The organism is Streptomyces cadmiisoli (genome assembly GCF_003261055.1).
Taxonomy (GTDB): domain Bacteria; phylum Actinomycetota; class Actinomycetes; order Streptomycetales; family Streptomycetaceae; genus Streptomyces; species Streptomyces cadmiisoli.
On the sequence record NZ_CP030073.1, the window covers coordinates 8,245,020 to 8,260,101 of the forward strand.

General features: G+C 71.1%; 16 protein-coding genes. 6 read left to right on the top strand and 10 right to left on the bottom strand.

Annotated features, from left to right (window positions below; all coding sequences use genetic code 11):
* Window positions 1–159: 159 nt before the first annotated feature.
* The 4 genes from DN051_RS36240 to DN051_RS36255 all read right to left on the bottom strand — a co-directional run bounded on the left by DN051_RS36240 (window position 160) and on the right by DN051_RS36255 (window position 2,732).
* A complete protein-coding gene (locus DN051_RS36240; protein WP_112440919.1) occupies window positions 160–588 on the bottom strand; it encodes a hypothetical protein in 429 nt (142 codons plus the stop codon).
* Window positions 589–651: 63 nt separating this feature from the next.
* Entirely contained in the window at window positions 652–1,848 is a 1,197-nt protein-coding gene (locus DN051_RS36245) for a globin domain-containing protein (RefSeq protein ID WP_112440921.1), read from the bottom strand.
* A gap of 73 nt (window positions 1,849–1,921) precedes the next feature.
* On the bottom strand, window positions 1,922–2,365 hold the full coding sequence (gene nsrR, locus DN051_RS36250) for a nitric oxide-sensing transcriptional repressor NsrR (protein ID WP_053755988.1): 444 nt from the start codon (window positions 2,363–2,365) through the stop codon (window positions 1,922–1,924).
* 100 nt (window positions 2,366–2,465) lie between these two features.
* Window positions 2,466–2,732 carry a DUF6480 family protein gene (locus DN051_RS36255; protein WP_220451577.1) on the bottom strand — a complete coding sequence of 89 codons (267 nt, stop codon included), beginning with the start codon at window positions 2,730–2,732 and terminating at the stop codon, window positions 2,466–2,468.
* A 189-nt stretch (window positions 2,733–2,921) separates the two neighbouring features.
* On the opposite strand from DN051_RS36255, the gene gcvH reads away from it, so the two are divergent.
* On the top strand, window positions 2,922–3,314 hold the full coding sequence (gene gcvH, locus DN051_RS36260; protein WP_053755987.1) for a glycine cleavage system protein GcvH: 393 nt from the start codon (window positions 2,922–2,924) through the stop codon (window positions 3,312–3,314).
* An 83-nt stretch (window positions 3,315–3,397) separates the two neighbouring features.
* On the opposite strand, the gene rox is transcribed toward gcvH, so the two are convergent.
* Window positions 3,398–4,828, bottom strand: a complete 1,431-nt coding sequence (gene rox, locus DN051_RS36265; RefSeq protein WP_053755986.1) for a rifampin monooxygenase — start codon at window positions 4,826–4,828, stop codon at window positions 3,398–3,400.
* A gap of 388 nt (window positions 4,829–5,216) precedes the next feature.
* Between rox and DN051_RS36270 the strand changes: the two genes are divergently transcribed.
* The 4 genes from DN051_RS36270 (at window position 5,217) to DN051_RS36285 (ending at window position 8,276) form a co-directional block, all read left to right on the top strand.
* A complete protein-coding gene (locus DN051_RS36270) occupies window positions 5,217–6,419 on the top strand; it encodes a PP2C family protein-serine/threonine phosphatase (protein ID WP_112440923.1) in 1,203 nt (400 codons plus the stop codon).
* Between the two features lie 197 nt (window positions 6,420–6,616).
* Window positions 6,617–7,216 carry a molybdopterin-dependent oxidoreductase gene (locus DN051_RS36275; RefSeq protein ID WP_112440925.1) on the top strand — a complete coding sequence of 200 codons (600 nt, stop codon included), beginning with the start codon at window positions 6,617–6,619 and terminating at the stop codon, window positions 7,214–7,216.
* Window positions 7,186–7,938, top strand: coding sequence for a ferredoxin reductase (locus DN051_RS36280; protein WP_112440927.1), 753 nt, complete (start codon window positions 7,186–7,188; stop codon window positions 7,936–7,938). Before DN051_RS36275 ends, DN051_RS36280 begins: the two co-directional genes overlap by 31 nt.
* 65 nt (window positions 7,939–8,003) lie before the next feature.
* Entirely contained in the window at window positions 8,004–8,276 is a 273-nt protein-coding gene (locus tag DN051_RS36285; protein ID WP_112440929.1) for a DUF6510 family protein, read from the top strand.
* A 34-nt stretch (window positions 8,277–8,310) separates the two neighbouring features.
* On the opposite strand, the gene DN051_RS36290 is transcribed toward DN051_RS36285, so the two are convergent.
* The 5 genes from DN051_RS36290 to DN051_RS36310 all read right to left on the bottom strand — a co-directional run bounded on the left by DN051_RS36290 (window position 8,311) and on the right by DN051_RS36310 (window position 13,895).
* Window positions 8,311–9,861 (bottom strand): HAD-IA family hydrolase, encoded by a 1,551-nt coding sequence (locus DN051_RS36290; protein WP_246041161.1) that lies wholly within the window; start codon window positions 9,859–9,861, stop codon window positions 8,311–8,313.
* 94 nt (window positions 9,862–9,955) lie between these two features.
* Complete coding sequence (locus tag DN051_RS36295) at window positions 9,956–11,041, bottom strand: ABC transporter ATP-binding protein (protein WP_112440933.1); 1,086 nt, start codon at window positions 11,039–11,041, stop codon at window positions 9,956–9,958.
* A 3-nt stretch (window positions 11,042–11,044) separates the two neighbouring features.
* Window positions 11,045–11,857 carry an ABC transporter permease gene (locus DN051_RS36300; protein ID WP_112440935.1) on the bottom strand — a complete coding sequence of 271 codons (813 nt, stop codon included), beginning with the start codon at window positions 11,855–11,857 and terminating at the stop codon, window positions 11,045–11,047.
* The gene (locus tag DN051_RS36305; protein ID WP_112440937.1) at window positions 11,845–12,741 is read right to left on the bottom strand and encodes an ABC transporter permease; all 897 of its coding nucleotides are present in this window, start codon (window positions 12,739–12,741) and stop codon (window positions 11,845–11,847) included. Before DN051_RS36305 ends, DN051_RS36300 begins: the two co-directional genes overlap by 13 nt.
* Window positions 12,738–13,895, bottom strand: a complete 1,158-nt coding sequence (locus DN051_RS36310) for an ABC transporter substrate-binding protein (RefSeq protein ID WP_112440939.1) — start codon at window positions 13,893–13,895, stop codon at window positions 12,738–12,740. The genes DN051_RS36305 and DN051_RS36310 overlap by 4 nt, the downstream gene beginning before the upstream one ends.
* Window positions 13,896–14,140: 245 nt before the next feature.
* On the opposite strand from DN051_RS36310, the gene DN051_RS36315 reads away from it, so the two are divergent.
* Complete coding sequence (locus tag DN051_RS36315) at window positions 14,141–14,881, top strand: GntR family transcriptional regulator (RefSeq protein WP_112440941.1); 741 nt, start codon at window positions 14,141–14,143, stop codon at window positions 14,879–14,881.
* Window positions 14,882–15,082 lie beyond the last annotated feature (201 nt).

Consider the following 15,082-nt stretch of genomic DNA (forward strand, 5'->3'; position numbering starts at 1 on the left):
CGGTCCGGGCGTGCCGAGCACAGCTCACCCCGGCCGGGGCGAACCCGGCCGGGGTGGGTGTCGGCTGCTTCACGAACGCTCCCGTGGACGCGTTCCCGGGGCCCTTCCCGTGCCCCGGGCGGGGGCGGCGGGAGCCGCGGCGCCGGCGACGAGCCGTGATCAGACCATGAGGACGTTGGCGCCCAGCGTGAGGAGAGCGAGGACCTTGACCGCCTCGGCGCCCGCATAGAGGAGGTGGGCTCGGGAGCGCGGCAGGGACTCGCCCGCCAGGACCCGGTCGGAGCGGCGGCCGAGCCGCGGCCGGATCACCAGGAGCTGGACGGCCAGCACGAGCACGGTCACGGCGGCAGGTGTCGCGACCGTCGCCGTTGGCCCGCCGACCGCCAGGGCCACGACCACCGCGACGGCGAGCACCGCCTCCACCCTGTTGAGCGCCCGGAAGACGAGGCGGCCGATGCCGAGCCCGATGGGTACGGTCACCCCGGGGGCGCGGAATTTCAGCGGCGCCTCCAGGAACGAGATCGCCAGGACCATGCCGAGCCAGACGAAGCTCAGAGCGGCGGCCACGGCGGCGGACGCGGGGTTCATGTGAAGCGCCTTCCTGTTCGCCTTCGTCCCGGTCGGGGGGATTGCTCTCGTCCCGGCCCGGGTCTACTCGCCACCGAGCCAGAGGTCGGGCCCGAAGACCTCGTAGTGGATGGCCTGCGCGGGAACACCCTGGCGGATCAGGTCGCCGCGCACCGCACGCATGAAGGGCAGCGGGCCGCAGAGGTACGCGGTCACGTCCTCGGGCAGTTCGAGCCCGGTCGCGTCGGCCCGGCCGTGTGACGCCTCCGGCGCGTGCTCGAGGCCCTCCTCGTACCACAGGTGCATGCGGGCACCGGGGATGGTCTCGACGAGCCGGCGCTGCTCGTCGCGGTGGGGGTGGTCGAAGGGGGCCCGGTCGGCGTGGATCACGGTCACCGGGCGGTCGGCGGCCTCGTCGGCGAGGTGGTGGAGCATGGACAGCATGGGCGTGACACCGATCCCGGCGGACGCCAGCAGCAGCGGCCCGTCGCCCTCCGGCAGAACGAGGTCGCCGAACGGGCGTGACACGTTGATCGTGTCGCCGACCCGGGCGTTCTCGTGGAGCCACGACGACACCTCGCCCTCCGGGCCGGCGCCGTCGCGTACGCGCTTGACGGTGATGCGCCACAGCGTGCCGGTGGACGTGCGCGAGAGGCTGTACTGGCGTATCTGCCGGGCTCCGTCGGGAAGTTCCACCTGGACGCTGACGTACTGGCCGGGCCGGAACGAGCCGGTCGGGCTGCCGTCGGTGGTGCGCAGTTCGAGAGAGACCGCGTCGGCGGTCTCCTCCTGCCGTCCGGCGATCTCCATCGTCCGCCACACATCGCCCTCGGCGGTGCCGGCGGCCTGGTAGAGGCGGGCCTCGATGGCGATCAGGGCGTTGGCCATCAGCCAGTAGACCTCGTCCCAGGCGGCGGCCACCTCCGGCGTGACGGCGTCGCCGAGGACCTCGCCGATGGCCGCGAAGAGGTGCCGGTGGACGAGCTTGTACTGGTCGGCGGTGATGCCGAGCGAGGCGTGCTTGTTGGCGATCCGGGAGAGCATGACGTCGGGCCGGGTGTCGGGGTGCTCGATCAGTGCCGCGGCGAAGGCGGCGATGGAGCCCGCCAGTGCCTTCTGCTGTTCTCCGCTGGCCTGGTTCCCGCGGTTGAAGAGGTCCCTCAACAGCTCGGGGCGGTCGGCGAAGAGCCTGGTGTAGAACCGCTCGGCTATCTCGCCGATGTTGGCGCCGATGGCGGGCAGGGTGGCGCGGACGACCGGGACGGACTGCTCGGACAGCACGGCAACTCCTAAAGTGGTAAGTGATCTGCGTATTTAAAGGTGCGCGTCGGCGCGAGAGGGGTGGGGTGGCTTCTCAGTCGGGCCGGTGGCCTGTCAGGCCGACGAGGACCGGCCCGGTCGGGGAGGTCACGAGGTCGGCCACGGTGATCGGGTCGAGTGCGGCGTAGAAGGCCTCCTGTGCGTCGCGCAGTGCCCGGCGCAGCCGGCACGCCCCCCGCAGCGGGCAGGGTGTGTCGCCTTCGCAGGTGACGACCTCGCCCTCACCCTCGAGTTCCCTGACCAGCCAGCCGACGGATGCCTGACGGCCCAGGCCGGTCAGCTCCAGGCCGCCGCCGCGGCCTCGCCTGGCCTCCAGTACGCCGAGGTGCTGGAGTCGGGTGACCGCCTTGGCCATGTGTGTGGCGGGCACGCCCATCACCTCCGCCACTTCCCGGGTGGTCAGGAAGTCGTCCTGCTCGGAGACCGCCAGGCGCATCACGGCACGTAGCGCCAGGTCGGTGAACTTCGTCAGCCTCACGTAAGCGATGCTAGCAAATACGCATCCTGGATTCCTCTTTAAAGGGATGCCTGTACGGTGTGGGTCGCGTCACGCGCTCGTCCTCGACGGCGCGCCGTGCTCACACCATCAAGGTGATCGCGTACGCCAGGAAGAACGCGGCGATCAGCACGGTGAGGACCGCGATCACGATCAGCGGTCCCTTGGTCCAGCCCCGTGCCCGCTGGTAGTCCAGCTGTGGAACAGCCTCCGCCATGCTGCTCTCGCAGGGGGGAGTCTCGCCCGGTGGAACCCCGCCCGGCTCCACCCTGGGCATCCGGGACGACTCGGTGCCGGGTGCGCCGAACCGGTCGCCCCGCGCCTGGCCGAGTCCGCTGTTCTGGTTCATTTGGTCCATGTTGTCCATGTAACCCCCCGGCCGACCCTCCCGCGACATCTGCATGAGGGAGGTCCGTGCCGCACGCCGGGCTCACTCGATCGGCTGCGAATTCTCGCTGCGGCCCGTCGGCTGTAGGACGCTCTGCGGTGGTGCCCGAACGATCCGTCGGCACGACGGCGATCACCCCACGGAGGAACCATGGTCACCCCGGACGGCCTCAAATACAGCAAGGACCACGAGTGGGTCCGCGTCACGGGCGACAAGGCCCGTGTGGGCATCACCGACCATGCCCAGAAGCAGCTCGGGGACGTGGTCTACGTGGAACTCCCGAACAAGGGCGACCGGTTCGAGGCTTCGGAGCCGTTCGGCACCGTGGAGTCGGTCAAGGCGGCGAGCGAGGTCTACGTGCCGCTGTCCGGCTCGGTCACCGCCGTGAACGAAGCACTCCACGACGAGCCCGAATCGGTCAACACGGACCCGTACGACGACGGCTGGATGATCGAGATCAAGCTGACCGACACCTCGCAGCTGGACTCCCTCCTCACCGCCGCCGAATACGAGGACTACATCAAGGCCGAGTCAGCCGAGTGACCCCGCGGCGGTCGAGGTGCGCCGCCGGCCGGGGACCGGGCGGGTCCGGGCCGGCGGCGGCCTCACCCCTCCGCGGAGAAGGATCAGCCACTGACAGGCGCGCCGAACCACCTGCGCAGCCCGCTCAGCAGCGCCGCCGGATCCTCTCCGGCCCAGGCCACATGGCCGTCGGGCCGCAGCAGCACAGCGGGTACGTCCAGCTCGTCGCCGACGTCCACGACGTGGTCGACGCGGTCCGTCCAGCCCGCCACGGAGAGCCGGCCGGTCTGGTCGAGCAGCAGCCCGCGCCCGGCGTGCATCCGCGCGTACAGGCGCCCCTGCTTCAGCTCGATGTCCCGCAGGCGCCGCCCGAGCAGCTCGTGGCCCGCACCGAAGTCGTAGCGGATGCCGATCGCGATGATCTTCTCGGTCAGGTACCGGTTCACCTCGTCGAAGTCCATCAGCTCCGACACCAGCCGGCGCACCGCCCGAGCGCCGGGTGCGAGGGACATCAGCTCCATCTGGGCGCGGGTGTTGTCCAGCACGTCGGCGGCCACCGGATGGCGCTCGGCGTGGTAACTGTCCAGCAGGTCGTCCGGCGCCCGGCCGCCGACCTGGGCCGCCAGTTTCCAGCCGAGGTTGAACGCGTCCTGGATGCCCAGGTTGAGGCCCTGCCCGCCGGTCGGCGGGTGGATGTGCGCCGCGTCGCCGGCCAGCAGAACCCGCCCGACCCGGTAGCGCTCGGCCTGCCGGGTGGCGTCGCCGAAACGGGAGAGCCAGCGCGCCGAGTACACGCCGAAGTCGGTACCGGCGACGGCCCGGAGCTGCTGCCTGACCTCTTCGAGGGTCGGCGGGACCGAGCGGTCGTCGGCCACCCCTTCGGCGGGGACGACGAAGCGGTGCAGCCCGTTCCCGAGGGGCATGACGCCGAACCGCAGCTGCGTCCTGCGGACTTCGGCCACCACGGCGGCCAGTGTCTCCGGCGGTGCGGTCAGCTCGACCTCGCCCAGCAGTGTGTCGACCCTGCTGGGCTCGCCGGGGAAGCCGACACCGAGCAGCTTGCGCACCGTGCTGCGGCCGCCGTCGCAGCCGACGAGCCAGCGCGAACGCAGCCGGGTGCCGTCGGCCAGCTCGGCGGTCACCCCGTCCTCGTCCTGTGACAGGCCGACCAGTCGGTGGCCCCGGCGGATCTCGGCGCCGAGCTCGGTGGCGTGCTCGGCCAGCAGGCGGTCGGTGGTGGTCTGCGGGATGGCGAGGACGTACGCGTGCGCACTGTCCAGCCCGCTCGGCGACGGCTTGCCGATACCGGCGAAGAAGCCGCCGGCCGGGTACGTCCGGCCGTGTGCGAGGAACCGGTCCAGCAGACCGCGCTGGTCCATCACCTCGATGCTGCGCGCGTGCAGCCCCAGCGCCCTGACGACCTCGGTGGGCTCCGCCTCCTTCTCCAGCACGACCGCGTGCACGCCGTGCAGCCGCAACTCGCCGGCCAGCATGAGGCCGGTCGGTCCGCCGCCGACGATGATCACGTCGATCACGAGATTCCCCCATTCAACGCAGGTTGCCTGTCTGCCAGATACACCGATTCCTTCGGCGATTCGACGGCGCGTGAGCGCATACGCCGACGGAGCGTGCTGCTTTGTGAATCCCCGAATTCGGCAGGTTCTGGCTTCGGCCGGAGATTCTGCAACGTCACCCGGGTCTTGCCGCAAGGCCCCCCGTGCGCTATATCTTGAAAAGGGCAAGGAGATGGATCTCCTTGCCTTTCGTCGTTCGCCGGCCGGATGCGTTCCGTCACGTGCCGGGCGCCGAACCGTGCGGGGAGCGGACGTCCGTGCCCGGCAGGCGCCCGCGGCGGCCCGGCAGCATACTGAACGGACAGGGTGCCGGGAGCGAACTCGATCGCCAATGTGTCCGGGGTGCGCCGTGGGAGAACCGGGGATCGACTATCACGCCGTCTTCGAGGCGTCACCCAGCGCGACACTCGTTCTCACGACCGAGTTCGTCATCCAGGACGCGAATCACGCGTATCAGGAGCTGGTGGGCCGCGACCGGGACGAGCTGATCGGGAAATACATCTTCGACGCCTTCCCGCCGGAGGACGAGTCGGAAACCGTCGACCTCCAGGCTTCGCTGCGGCGCGTGCTGGACACCCGCACCCAGGACGTCGCCGGTCCCGTGCGCCACGACCTGCAGGAGCCGGGTAGGCCCGGACTGTTCATCGAGCGCTACTGGAGTCCGGTCAACGCCCCCGTCCTGGACTCCGACGGGCAGGTGGCGCTCATCCTGCACCGCCTCGAGGAGATCACCGACCTCGTTCGCGCGGGTGGCCCGGAGGCCGATCACCGGCGTCGGCAGATGGAACACGAACTGTACGCGCGGTCCCGGGAACTCCAGCAGATCAACGAGCGGCTCCGCGAAGCCAACCTCCGGGAACGGCAGGTGGCCCTCGCCCTCCAGGACGCCATGCTGCCCGCCCCGCAGAAACTGGCACACCATCAGGCGGCCGTCCGCTACCGCCCCGCCGTCAACACCCTCAATGTGTGCGGGGACTGGTACGACGTGACCCAACTGCCTTCCGGTGACTACGCCGTGGCCGTCGGGGACGTCGTCGGGCACGGCTTGTTCGCGGCGGGCGTCATGGGCCAGCTGCGCAGCGCCCTCAGCGCCGCCATCCGGGTCGTGGACGGCCCCGCGGCGGCCCTCGACGCGCTCGACATGTACGCACGCTCCGTCGACGGAGCCCTGTCCACCACCGCGGTGCAGACCGTCATCGCCCCGGACGTCCATCGCATCGCCTACAGCAGTGCCGGCCACCCGCCCCCGGCCCTGGGCCATCCGGACGGCACCGTGCGCTTCCTCGACCGGGCGACCGACCCGCCGCTCGGAGCGGCTCCCACGTACACCCCCCGTCCCCAGACTGACGTCACCTACCCCGACGGCGCCATCCTCGTCCTGTACACCGACGGACTGGTCGAACGCCGGGGTGAGGACATCGACGAGGGACTGGGGCGCCTGGCCGACGGTCTCGCCGAGCATCGCTCGCTGGGCGTCGAAGGGCTGGCGGACGCCTTGATCGGCCTGGGTTCGGCCGGGGACGACGCGGCGCTGGTCGTCGTCCATCTGTGACCGGGCCGCGCCCCCGCTCGCCGACACATCAGGTAGTCGGGCGTGCACTCCGGGTTGCACGGGAGCTTCCGTCACGCCGGCCGCGTCGTGGCCGGGCTGACGCGGCCGGCGGCCGACGTCGCGGTTTCCACCGGACATGCCGTGCCGCCCCACCTCCTCGATAATGGAGGTCACACACATCGGAAACGGGGCACGCCATGCCTATCATTTCGCGTGGATTCCATGGCCGGGCTCGTGATCCGCGGCACAGACTTCCTCCTGGGCAGTACGAGACGAACGGCTTCCCCGTTCTGTCCACCGGGCCCACTCCCGCGGTGCACCTCGACCAGTGGGAATTCACCATCCGCACGGAGACGGGCGCCCGGCACAGCTGGGACTGGACGCAGTTCCTGGCACTCCCCGACGAGACACCGACGGTGGACCTGCACTGCGTCACCAAGTGGTCGAAGTTCGACACGGACTGGCAAGGAGTCTCCCTGGACGTCCTGCTGGAGGACGTCGAGACCAATGCCGATTACGCGCTCGTCCGCTCCTACGGCGACTACACGACCAACATGCCCCTGGAGGACCTGGTCGACGGCCAGGCATGGATCGCGTACCGCTACGACGGCGAGGAACTCGATCCCGAACACGGCGGCCCCGCACGGCTGTTGATTCCGCACCTGTATTTCTGGAAGTCCGCCAAGTGGGTGCGCGGAATTCAGTTGCTCATGGAAGAAGAACGGGGCTTCTGGGAGACATACGGCTACCACGATTATGGGGACCCATGGCGGGAGCAACGGTACCAAGGCGACTAGGCGAACGGTTGCGCTGGAGGGCCGCCCGGCTCACCGAGCGGGTCACCGAGACCGGTACGGCCCGCACCCTCGTCTTCGACGTGCCGGGCTGGCCGGGGCATCTGGCGGGACAGCACGTCGATGTGCGGCTCACGGCCGAGGACGGCTACAGCACGCAGCGGAGCTACTCGCTGGCTTCGGCGCCCGACGGCGAGAGCGTCGCACTGACCGTTCAGCGGCTCGAGGACGGCGAGGTCTCTCCGTATCTGACGGACGAACTGGCCGTGGGTGACCTGGTGGAACTGCGCGGACCGGTCGGCGGCTGGTTCGTGTGGCGCACGGAGCAGAAGGAACCGATCCTGCTCGTCGGCGGCGGCTCCGGCCTGGTGCCGCTGATGGCGATGATCCGCACGCGCCGCGCGGTCTCCGACCGCACGCCCTTCCGGCTCCTGTATTCCGTGCGCAGCCCTGACGACCAGCTCTACACCGCCGAGCTGAGAAGGGACGATCCGGGCCTGGACAAGACGTACCTCTACACGCGCTCCACGCCCGAGCACTGGCCGCGGCCGCCCGGACATGTCACGGCGTCGGACCTGTCGACCGGCGGATGGCCGCCGGACTTCGAACCCACCTGCTACGTCTGCGGTTCCACCGGTTTCGTCGAAACGGCCGCCGGCCTGCTGGTCGCCCTCGGCCACCATCCCGGCCGTATCCGCACCGAGCGCTTCGGCCCCAGCGCCTGAGGAGCCGCTCATGATCCCGGTCGGACAGACGCCGCCCCATCGCTACGACAGGGAGCTGAACCGCCATGACCTCGACGCCTGACTTCCTCGACGGCAACGCCGCCGCCGGGGACCTCGAGTCGCTGTTCGGAACCGATATGACCATGGCTTTCGGACGATGCAGTGGCTGCGGCGCACAGATGATGCTCGCCGAGACGCACGCCTACCTCGACGCCCCCGGAACGGTGCTGCGGTGCCCCGGATGCGACAACGTGCTGCTCAGCCTCGTCCACTCGCCCACCCACATGTGGCTGAACACCGGCGGACTGGACTACCTGAAGGTCCCCGTTCCGCAGTGACCCGCCGCGACCGGCCGGCCGGGGCAGCAGGGCGTCATCGCCCTGCCGTTCTTCCCAGGTCCGGCAGCACGAAGGTCGTGACGACGGCCGCGTGGTCCGACGGCCAGTCGTTGTCGGTGACGTCGGGCCAGGCGCGCGGTGTGCCGGCCACGTAGGTGCGCGAGGCGACCACGCGCAGGCCCCGGTGGAGGACGTAGTCGATGCGGTCCTGCGGTTCGGGCCGGCCACTGCCGTCCTCGTGCAGGACGTGCACCGGCGACCAGGTGTGGCCGGGCGCGAGGCGGGGGTCGGGATGCGCCTCGCGGAAGGAATCGCGCAGGCCCGCCTCCTCGGCGGCGCGTGTCACCGGCCAGTCGACGTCCGGCCGGTCGAGGTGGGAGGGGCAGTTGAAGTCGCCGACGAGCACCACGGGTACGCCGTCGTCGCCCGCGTCCGCGATCCGCCGCAGCGCGTCCTGCATCTGGGCGAGCCGGACCTCCTCGTGGACGACGAGCTCCGCGGCGCCGAGCCCGTCGAAGGCGGACTCGTAAGGCCCGTACGGCGTGTAGTGCAGGTGGGCCGTCCATACGTCGACCTCACGGCCGGGGCCGACCCGGATCCGTACGCCGGCGGACCCGTAGAAGCCGACGTCCGGTCCGCCGTGCCGGACGGTGATCGGGTGCCGGCTGATGACGCCGAGGTTCTCGCCGGCGGTGTGGTGGTGCCAGCCGAGTGCCCCGGCCAGTTCACGGGTCGCGGTGCCGGCGGTCTCCTGGAGGCCGACGACGTCCGCGCCGGAGTCCAGGACGGCCCGGACCTGCTTGGCCCGATGGCCGTTGACCTGCGCCCCGCCGAGCCACAGGTTCCAGGTCATGACGCGCAGTCGGGGTGCGGCCGTCGGGCCGGGCCCCTCCTTCGCCGTCACGCCCGGTCCGGGTGCGGCGCCGGCCGGGCCGACGGCCGTCGGCCACGGCGCGGGGGCGTTCACGGCGCTCGGTTCACGCGCCACCATCGCGTTCAGCTCCCGCGTCGTCACGCCCACGAGGCTGGCCCGTACGATCCGCCCCGGTGCCGCCGCGATCGGTGCCAGCGACGGTACGGCCAGCACCGCGCACCCGGCTGCCTCGGCCGAACTGACACCGGTCTGGGTGTCCTCGATGGCGACGCAGGCCGCGGGTTCGGCGCCGAGGGCGTGGCAGGCTGCCAGGTAGGGGTCGGGGGCCGGTTTGCTGACGGCGGTGTCGTCGGCGGTGACGGCCACGGCGAACCGGTCGGCGCCGAGAGCGTCCAGCACGGTGCCCGCGACGGCCCGCGGCGACGCGGTGACCAGCGCGGTCGGTACGCCGTCCCGGGCGAGCGCGTCCAAGAGGTCGAGGGCACCGGGGCGGGGGACGATGCCGGTGCGGACGCGCTCGGCGAACTCCCGGTGCAGCGCGGCGGACAGGTCGGGAGCGGGGCGGCCGGTGGTGTCGGCCAGCCATGCGGCCGTGTGCTCGACGGGCCGGCCCAGCACCTCGGGCCGGTCCACGTCGGTCAACGGCCGCCCGGCGACGTGTTCCACCGCCTCCCACCACAGCCGCTCGGTGTCGACGAGCGTGCCGTCCATGTCGAACAGGACGGCCTGGAGGGGGAGTCGGGGGTGGGGGGTCACGTGTGGTTCTCTTTTCGTCGGTGGTCTGCTGCCGGTAGGGGGACCGGCGTCAACTGTCCTTGCGCTCGGCCACCAGCACGGCCCGCTGCGGCAGCGACACGCCGACGGCGGATCCGACGGTGAGCCCGGCCGCGTCGTGCGCGGGCAGGTCGGCCTTGACGTCGGTGCCGTCGGCGAGCCGTACCGTCGCCCGGACGACGGCGCCGAGGAACGCGGTGGCGACGACCCGCGCCGAGCCGGCCGCGTCGGCGTCCACGCGCACGGCCTCGGGCCGCACCAGCACGTCCACCTCCGACGCGCCGCTGCCGGGCACCGGCCCCTCGACCGGCAGCCGCTGCCCGAGGACCTCGACGTCGTGCTCCTCGAGCGTCCCGGGGATGCGGCTCATCGTGCCGACGAACTCGGCGACGAAGGGGGTCGCCGGACGGCCGTACAGCTCGGCCGGTTCGGCGCACTGTTCGAGTCGTCCGGCCCGCATCACGGCGACCCGGTCGGCGACGGACAGTGCCTCTTCCTGATCGTGCGTGACGAACAGGGTGGTGATGCCGAGTTCCTGCTGGAGCCGCCGGATCTCCTCGCGCAGCGACAGCCGCACCTTGGCGTCGAGGGCGGACAGCGGCTCGTCCAGGAGCAGGACACGCGGGCGCAGCGCGAGCGCGCGGGCCAGCGCGATGCGCTGCTGCTGGCCGCCGGAGAGCTGGTGCGGGAACCGCTCGCCCTTGTCGGCGAGCCCGACCAGATCCAGCAACTCGGCCGCACGGGCGCGGCGGTCGGAGGCGCGCACCTTGCGCATCCGCAGCCCGAAGGCCACGTTGTCGAGGGCGTTCAGATGCGGGAAGAGGCTGTAGGACTGGAAGACCATTCCGGCGTCGCGGCGATGCGCGGGGATCCGGGTGACGTCCTGTCCGTCGACCAGCACGGCGCCGGAGTCGGGATGCTCGAACCCGGCGAGCATCCGCAGCGCGGTGGTCTTGCCGCAGCCGGACGGGCCGAGCAGGGCGAGGAACTCACCGGGCCGGACGGTCAGATCGAGCCCGCCGAGGGCGACGGTCGTCCCGAACTCGCGGCGCAGCGCCCGGAATTCGACGGTGGCCGCCTGGGCGGTGTCGGTCTTCTCAACAGTGGTGGCGGTCATGGTTCATCCCCGGGATGCGGTACGGGTGCGTCCGCCGGCACCGGCGAGCGCGAGAAGCAGGACCCATGTCACGAGCAGGCTGAGCACGGACACGGCGACGGAGAGCTGGGCCTGGGAGCCGCTGACGTTCACGATCCACACCGCGAAGGGCTGGAAGCCCAGCAGCTGTGCCACCGTGAACTCGCCGAGCACCAGGGCGAGGGTGAGGAACGAGGCGTTGAGCAGCGCGCCGCGCAGATTCGGCAGCACGGCCCGGACCAGTGCCTGCGGCCAGCCCGCCCCGCAGGAGCGCGCGGCCTCGACGAGGGTGGGCACGTCGACGGCGCGCAGCCCGGCGTCCAGGGCGCGGTACACGAAGGGCAGCGCCATCACGACGTACGCCGGCACGAGCACGAACGGGAAGTCCGGGTTCTGGATCGCGACGAACGTCTGGAACAGCGGGGTGCGCGACAGGTGCTCGGGTCCCCACTTCAGCACGGTCCCGATGCCCGCCACGAACGCGATGGGCGGCACCACCAGCGGCAGCGAGCAGACCACCTCGACGACGGGCCGCAGCCGGGGCGCGCCGAGCCGCAGCGCGACCATGGCGGGCACCATCAGCAGCAGGACGATCGCGATGGTGGCGGCGGCGAGGCCCAGCGAGAGGAGCAGGCTGGAGACGAAGCCGTCGGTGGAGAAGATCCGTGTGTAGGCGTCGAAGGTGATGCCCTGCCCGGGCACGTCCACCGTGAAGACGACGGACGCCGCCATCGGGACTAGGAAGTACAGTCCGGCGAGGCCGAGCACGCCCCACCGCCACAGGTTCAGGCGAGCCATCGGGCACTCCGGCGTTGCAGGGGCAGGTACACGGCCATGACGAGGCCGGCGACGAGGACCATGTCGAGGCTGAGGGCGAGTGCCACGTTCTCCTGCCCGACCAGCACATTGCCCGAGATCGCGTCGGCGATCTGGAGGGTGACCAGCGGGACGGAACTGCCCACCATGGCCGCCGCCGTGGCGTAGGCGGCGAACGCGCTGCCGAACAGCAGCACCAGGCCGCCCAGCAGCGAGGGCAGCAGTACGGGCAGGGCCACGTGCCGCCAGTACTGCACGGCGGTCGCGCCGTTGTTCTGCGCGGCCTCACGCCACTGGGTGCGCAGTCCGTCCAGGGCCGGGGTGATGGTGAGCACCATCAGCGGGATCAGGAAGTACAGGTAGACGAGGACCAGTCCCCAGAAGCTGTACAGGTCCCAGCCGGTGTCCGCGAGGCCCAGGTGCCGGGTGAGCACACCGGCGTTGCCGAGTGTGGCGACGAACGCGAAGGCGAGCGGGACGCCGCCGAAGTTGGCGAGCACCCCGGACGCGGTGAGCACGGCCTCGCGCAGCGCGGGGAACCGGGAGGTCACCACGGCCTGGGCGAGCGGCAGGCCGAGCAGTGCCCCGAGGGCGGCCGAGACGGCCGACAGCTTGACGCTGCCGAGGAGCGCCGTGAGGTAGGCACCCTGGAGTGACGTCGTCAGGTTCTCGGTGGTGTAGGACGTCGTGCCGCTCGCCGGATCCTTGACGGTGAAGGCGCCGTTCAGTATGGCGACGGCCGGCAGGCCGAAGGCGACCGCGGTGAAGACGAGCAGCGGGAGGACGGCGAGCCATCCGGGGGCGCGGCGCCGCCGCTTCGAGGAAGCGACGGGCGCCGCGTCCGCCCGCGTGAGCGCGGCGGTCATCCGGATACGGCCTTCGCCCAGCCCTCGGCGAGCACGGTCTTGGCCTTGTTCTGCTGCTCCTCGCTCGGGAAGGCGGGGGTGCCGGAGACCTCGGGCAGCAACGCGGCGGCGGTCTTGTCGAGGGTGCCGGCCCGCTCCATGGCCGGCATCAGCGCGGGCCGCGCGTATCCCTTGAGCCACAGGTTCTGGCCCTCGGCGCTGTAGAGGTACTCCTGCCACAGACGGGCGGCCGCCGGATGCGGGGCGTCCTTGTTGATGGCCTGCGAGTAGTACTGGGAGAACTGGCCGTCGGTGGGCACCGCGACCTTCCAGTCGACTCCCTTGGACTTGAACTGCTCGGCGTAGCCGGCGTTGAGGTAGTCCCAGTCGATGCTGATCGGCGTCTCGCCCTTCTCGACCGTGGCCGGGGTGGACTCGACGGGGGTGTAGTTGCCGTTCTTCTTCAGCTCGGCGAAGAAGTCCAGGCCTGGCTGGATGTCGTCGAACGAGCCGCCGTTGGCCAGGGAGGCCGCGTAGACGCCGCCGAAGGCCGAACCGGACTTGGTGGGGTTGCCGTTGAGCGCGACCTGGCCCTTGTACTGCGGATCGAGGAGGTCCTCGAAGGTGGTCGGGCACTCCTTGACGCGCTTCGCGTCGCAGCCGATGGAGATGTAGCCGCCGTAGTCGTTGTACCAGCGGGCCTGCGCGTCCTTCTGCGCCGCGGGGATGTCGTCGTACGCCTCCACCTTGTACGGGGCGAGCAGGTCCTGCTGTGCGGCGCTGATGGCGAACGAGGAGCCGAGGTCGAGGACGTCGGGCGCGCGGTCCTGGCCCTTGCGGGAGGTGACGGCGTTGATCTCGTCCTGGCTGGAGCCGTCCGGGTTCTCGACCTCGATCTTGATGCCGTACTTCTTCTGGAAGCCGTCGATGAGGGCGCCGTAGTTGGCCCAGTCGCGCGGCAGCGCGATGGCGTTGAGCTTTCCCTCCTTCTTGGCGGCTTCGACCAGCTTGTCCATGCCGCCGAAGTCGGCGGCGGAGGTGGCGGTGGTGGCGGACTTGCCGTCCGCGGTGGTGGACGCGTCGTCGGGAGCGGCGCCGCAGGCGCTCAGGGCGAGCGCGGCGACGACGGCGAGGGAGCCGCCGAGAACGGCTGATCGCGGCAGGGACACGGACACGGTCTCTCCAGGGTGCACACGTGGGTGGGTGCTGCGGGACGAGACGCCGCAGAACTGCCTGCGGCGCGAACTTGTCTGAACAAGTCGGCCCCAGTACGCCCGCCTCGAATGACCTGAAGATGAACGCGAACCAAATCGTTGACCCCTGCCGCCTGCACAATCGCGGCTGACAGCGATGGCTTGGATGGTGGGGGATATCGATTAAGCTGCTCAAGCTGTGCACACAAACTGAGCAGAGGGACGGTATGGCGGCGCGACACGAGGAGATCGCCGAGGCGCTGCGGCGCGCGATCGACCGCGAGGAGTACACCGTGGGCAGCCGACTGCCCTCCGAGACGGAACTCGCCGCGCAGTACGCCGTCTCACGCGGCACCGTCCGTCAGGCAGTCGCGAGCCTGACCGCGGAGGGCTTGATCGGCTCCCGCCAGGGCGCCCGCCGGGTCGTCCTCGCCAGCCGCCGCAGCCAGAGCTTCGCGGAGCTGCGCAGCTTCGCCCAGTGGGCGCGCGCGATGGGCCGTGAGGCGACCGGCCGGGTGGTCGAGCAGGAGTACCGGCCGGCCACCGTCGAGGACTCGACGCGACTCCAACTCCCCGTCAGCACGCCTGTGTTGTACGTACTGCGAGCGCGCGGGCTGGACGGTGAGCCGGTGCTGCTGGAGCGGACGGTGTACGCGGACTGGATCGCGCCGGCGGTGGAATCGATCGAGGCGGACTGTCCGTCCGTCACCCAACGGCTGTACGAGGAGACGGGTCTGGTCTTCGCGTACGGCGAGCACGTCATCGACGCGGTCGCCGCCGGTGCGCAGGACGCCGACCTGCTCGGCATCCGGCGTACCAGCCCGCTGCTGCGGGTGCGACGGGTGACGACGACGCACGAAGGGCGGCCGGTGGAGTGGTCGGACGACCGCTACCGGTCGGACGCCGTGAGCTTCAGCGTGCACAACTCGATCGAGAACAACGCGCTCGCCCGCAAGACCGCGGAGTAGGGCCGGCACCGAGGCCGCGCGTCCCCGCCGCGGCGCTCGGTTCGACGGGCGCCGAGGAGCCGCCGGGCCGGACCCGCCGACGGCCGCCCGCGCATGCGCGAGCAGCACTCACCCCGGGGTGGCGCGGCGGCCCGGACGCCTTCCCGCCGGATGATGGGATGACCTCCGTGCCGCGGCCCGTCCGTCCGCGGCACCAAGATC

Bases quoted from the DNA above. Each gene is read 5' to 3' on its own strand.
- DN051_RS36255 (WP_220451577.1), bottom strand. From the start codon at position 2,732: ATGAACCAGAACAGCGGACTCGGCCAGGCGCGGGGCGACCGGTTCGGC.
- DN051_RS36290 (WP_246041161.1), bottom strand. From the start codon at position 9,861: ATGGACGGCACGCTCGTCGACACCGAGCGGCTGTGGTGGGAGGCGGTG.
- DN051_RS36285 (WP_112440929.1), top strand. From the start codon at position 8,004: ATGACCTCGACGCCTGACTTCCTCGACGGCAACGCCGCCGCCGGGGAC.
- DN051_RS36240 (WP_112440919.1), bottom strand. From the start codon at position 588: ATGAACCCCGCGTCCGCCGCCGTGGCCGCCGCTCTGAGCTTCGTCTGG.
- DN051_RS36280 (WP_112440927.1), top strand. From the start codon at position 7,186: ATGGCGGGAGCAACGGTACCAAGGCGACTAGGCGAACGGTTGCGCTGG.
- DN051_RS36300 (WP_112440935.1), bottom strand. From the start codon at position 11,857: ATGGCTCGCCTGAACCTGTGGCGGTGGGGCGTGCTCGGCCTCGCCGGA.
- gcvH (WP_053755987.1), top strand. From the start codon at position 2,922: ATGGTCACCCCGGACGGCCTCAAATACAGCAAGGACCACGAGTGGGTC.
- DN051_RS36315 (WP_112440941.1), top strand. From the start codon at position 14,141: ATGGCGGCGCGACACGAGGAGATCGCCGAGGCGCTGCGGCGCGCGATC.
- DN051_RS36275 (WP_112440925.1), top strand. From the start codon at position 6,617: ATGCCTATCATTTCGCGTGGATTCCATGGCCGGGCTCGTGATCCGCGG.
- DN051_RS36305 (WP_112440937.1), bottom strand. From the start codon at position 12,741: ATGACCGCCGCGCTCACGCGGGCGGACGCGGCGCCCGTCGCTTCCTCG.
- DN051_RS36295 (WP_112440933.1), bottom strand. From the start codon at position 11,041: ATGACCGCCACCACTGTTGAGAAGACCGACACCGCCCAGGCGGCCACC.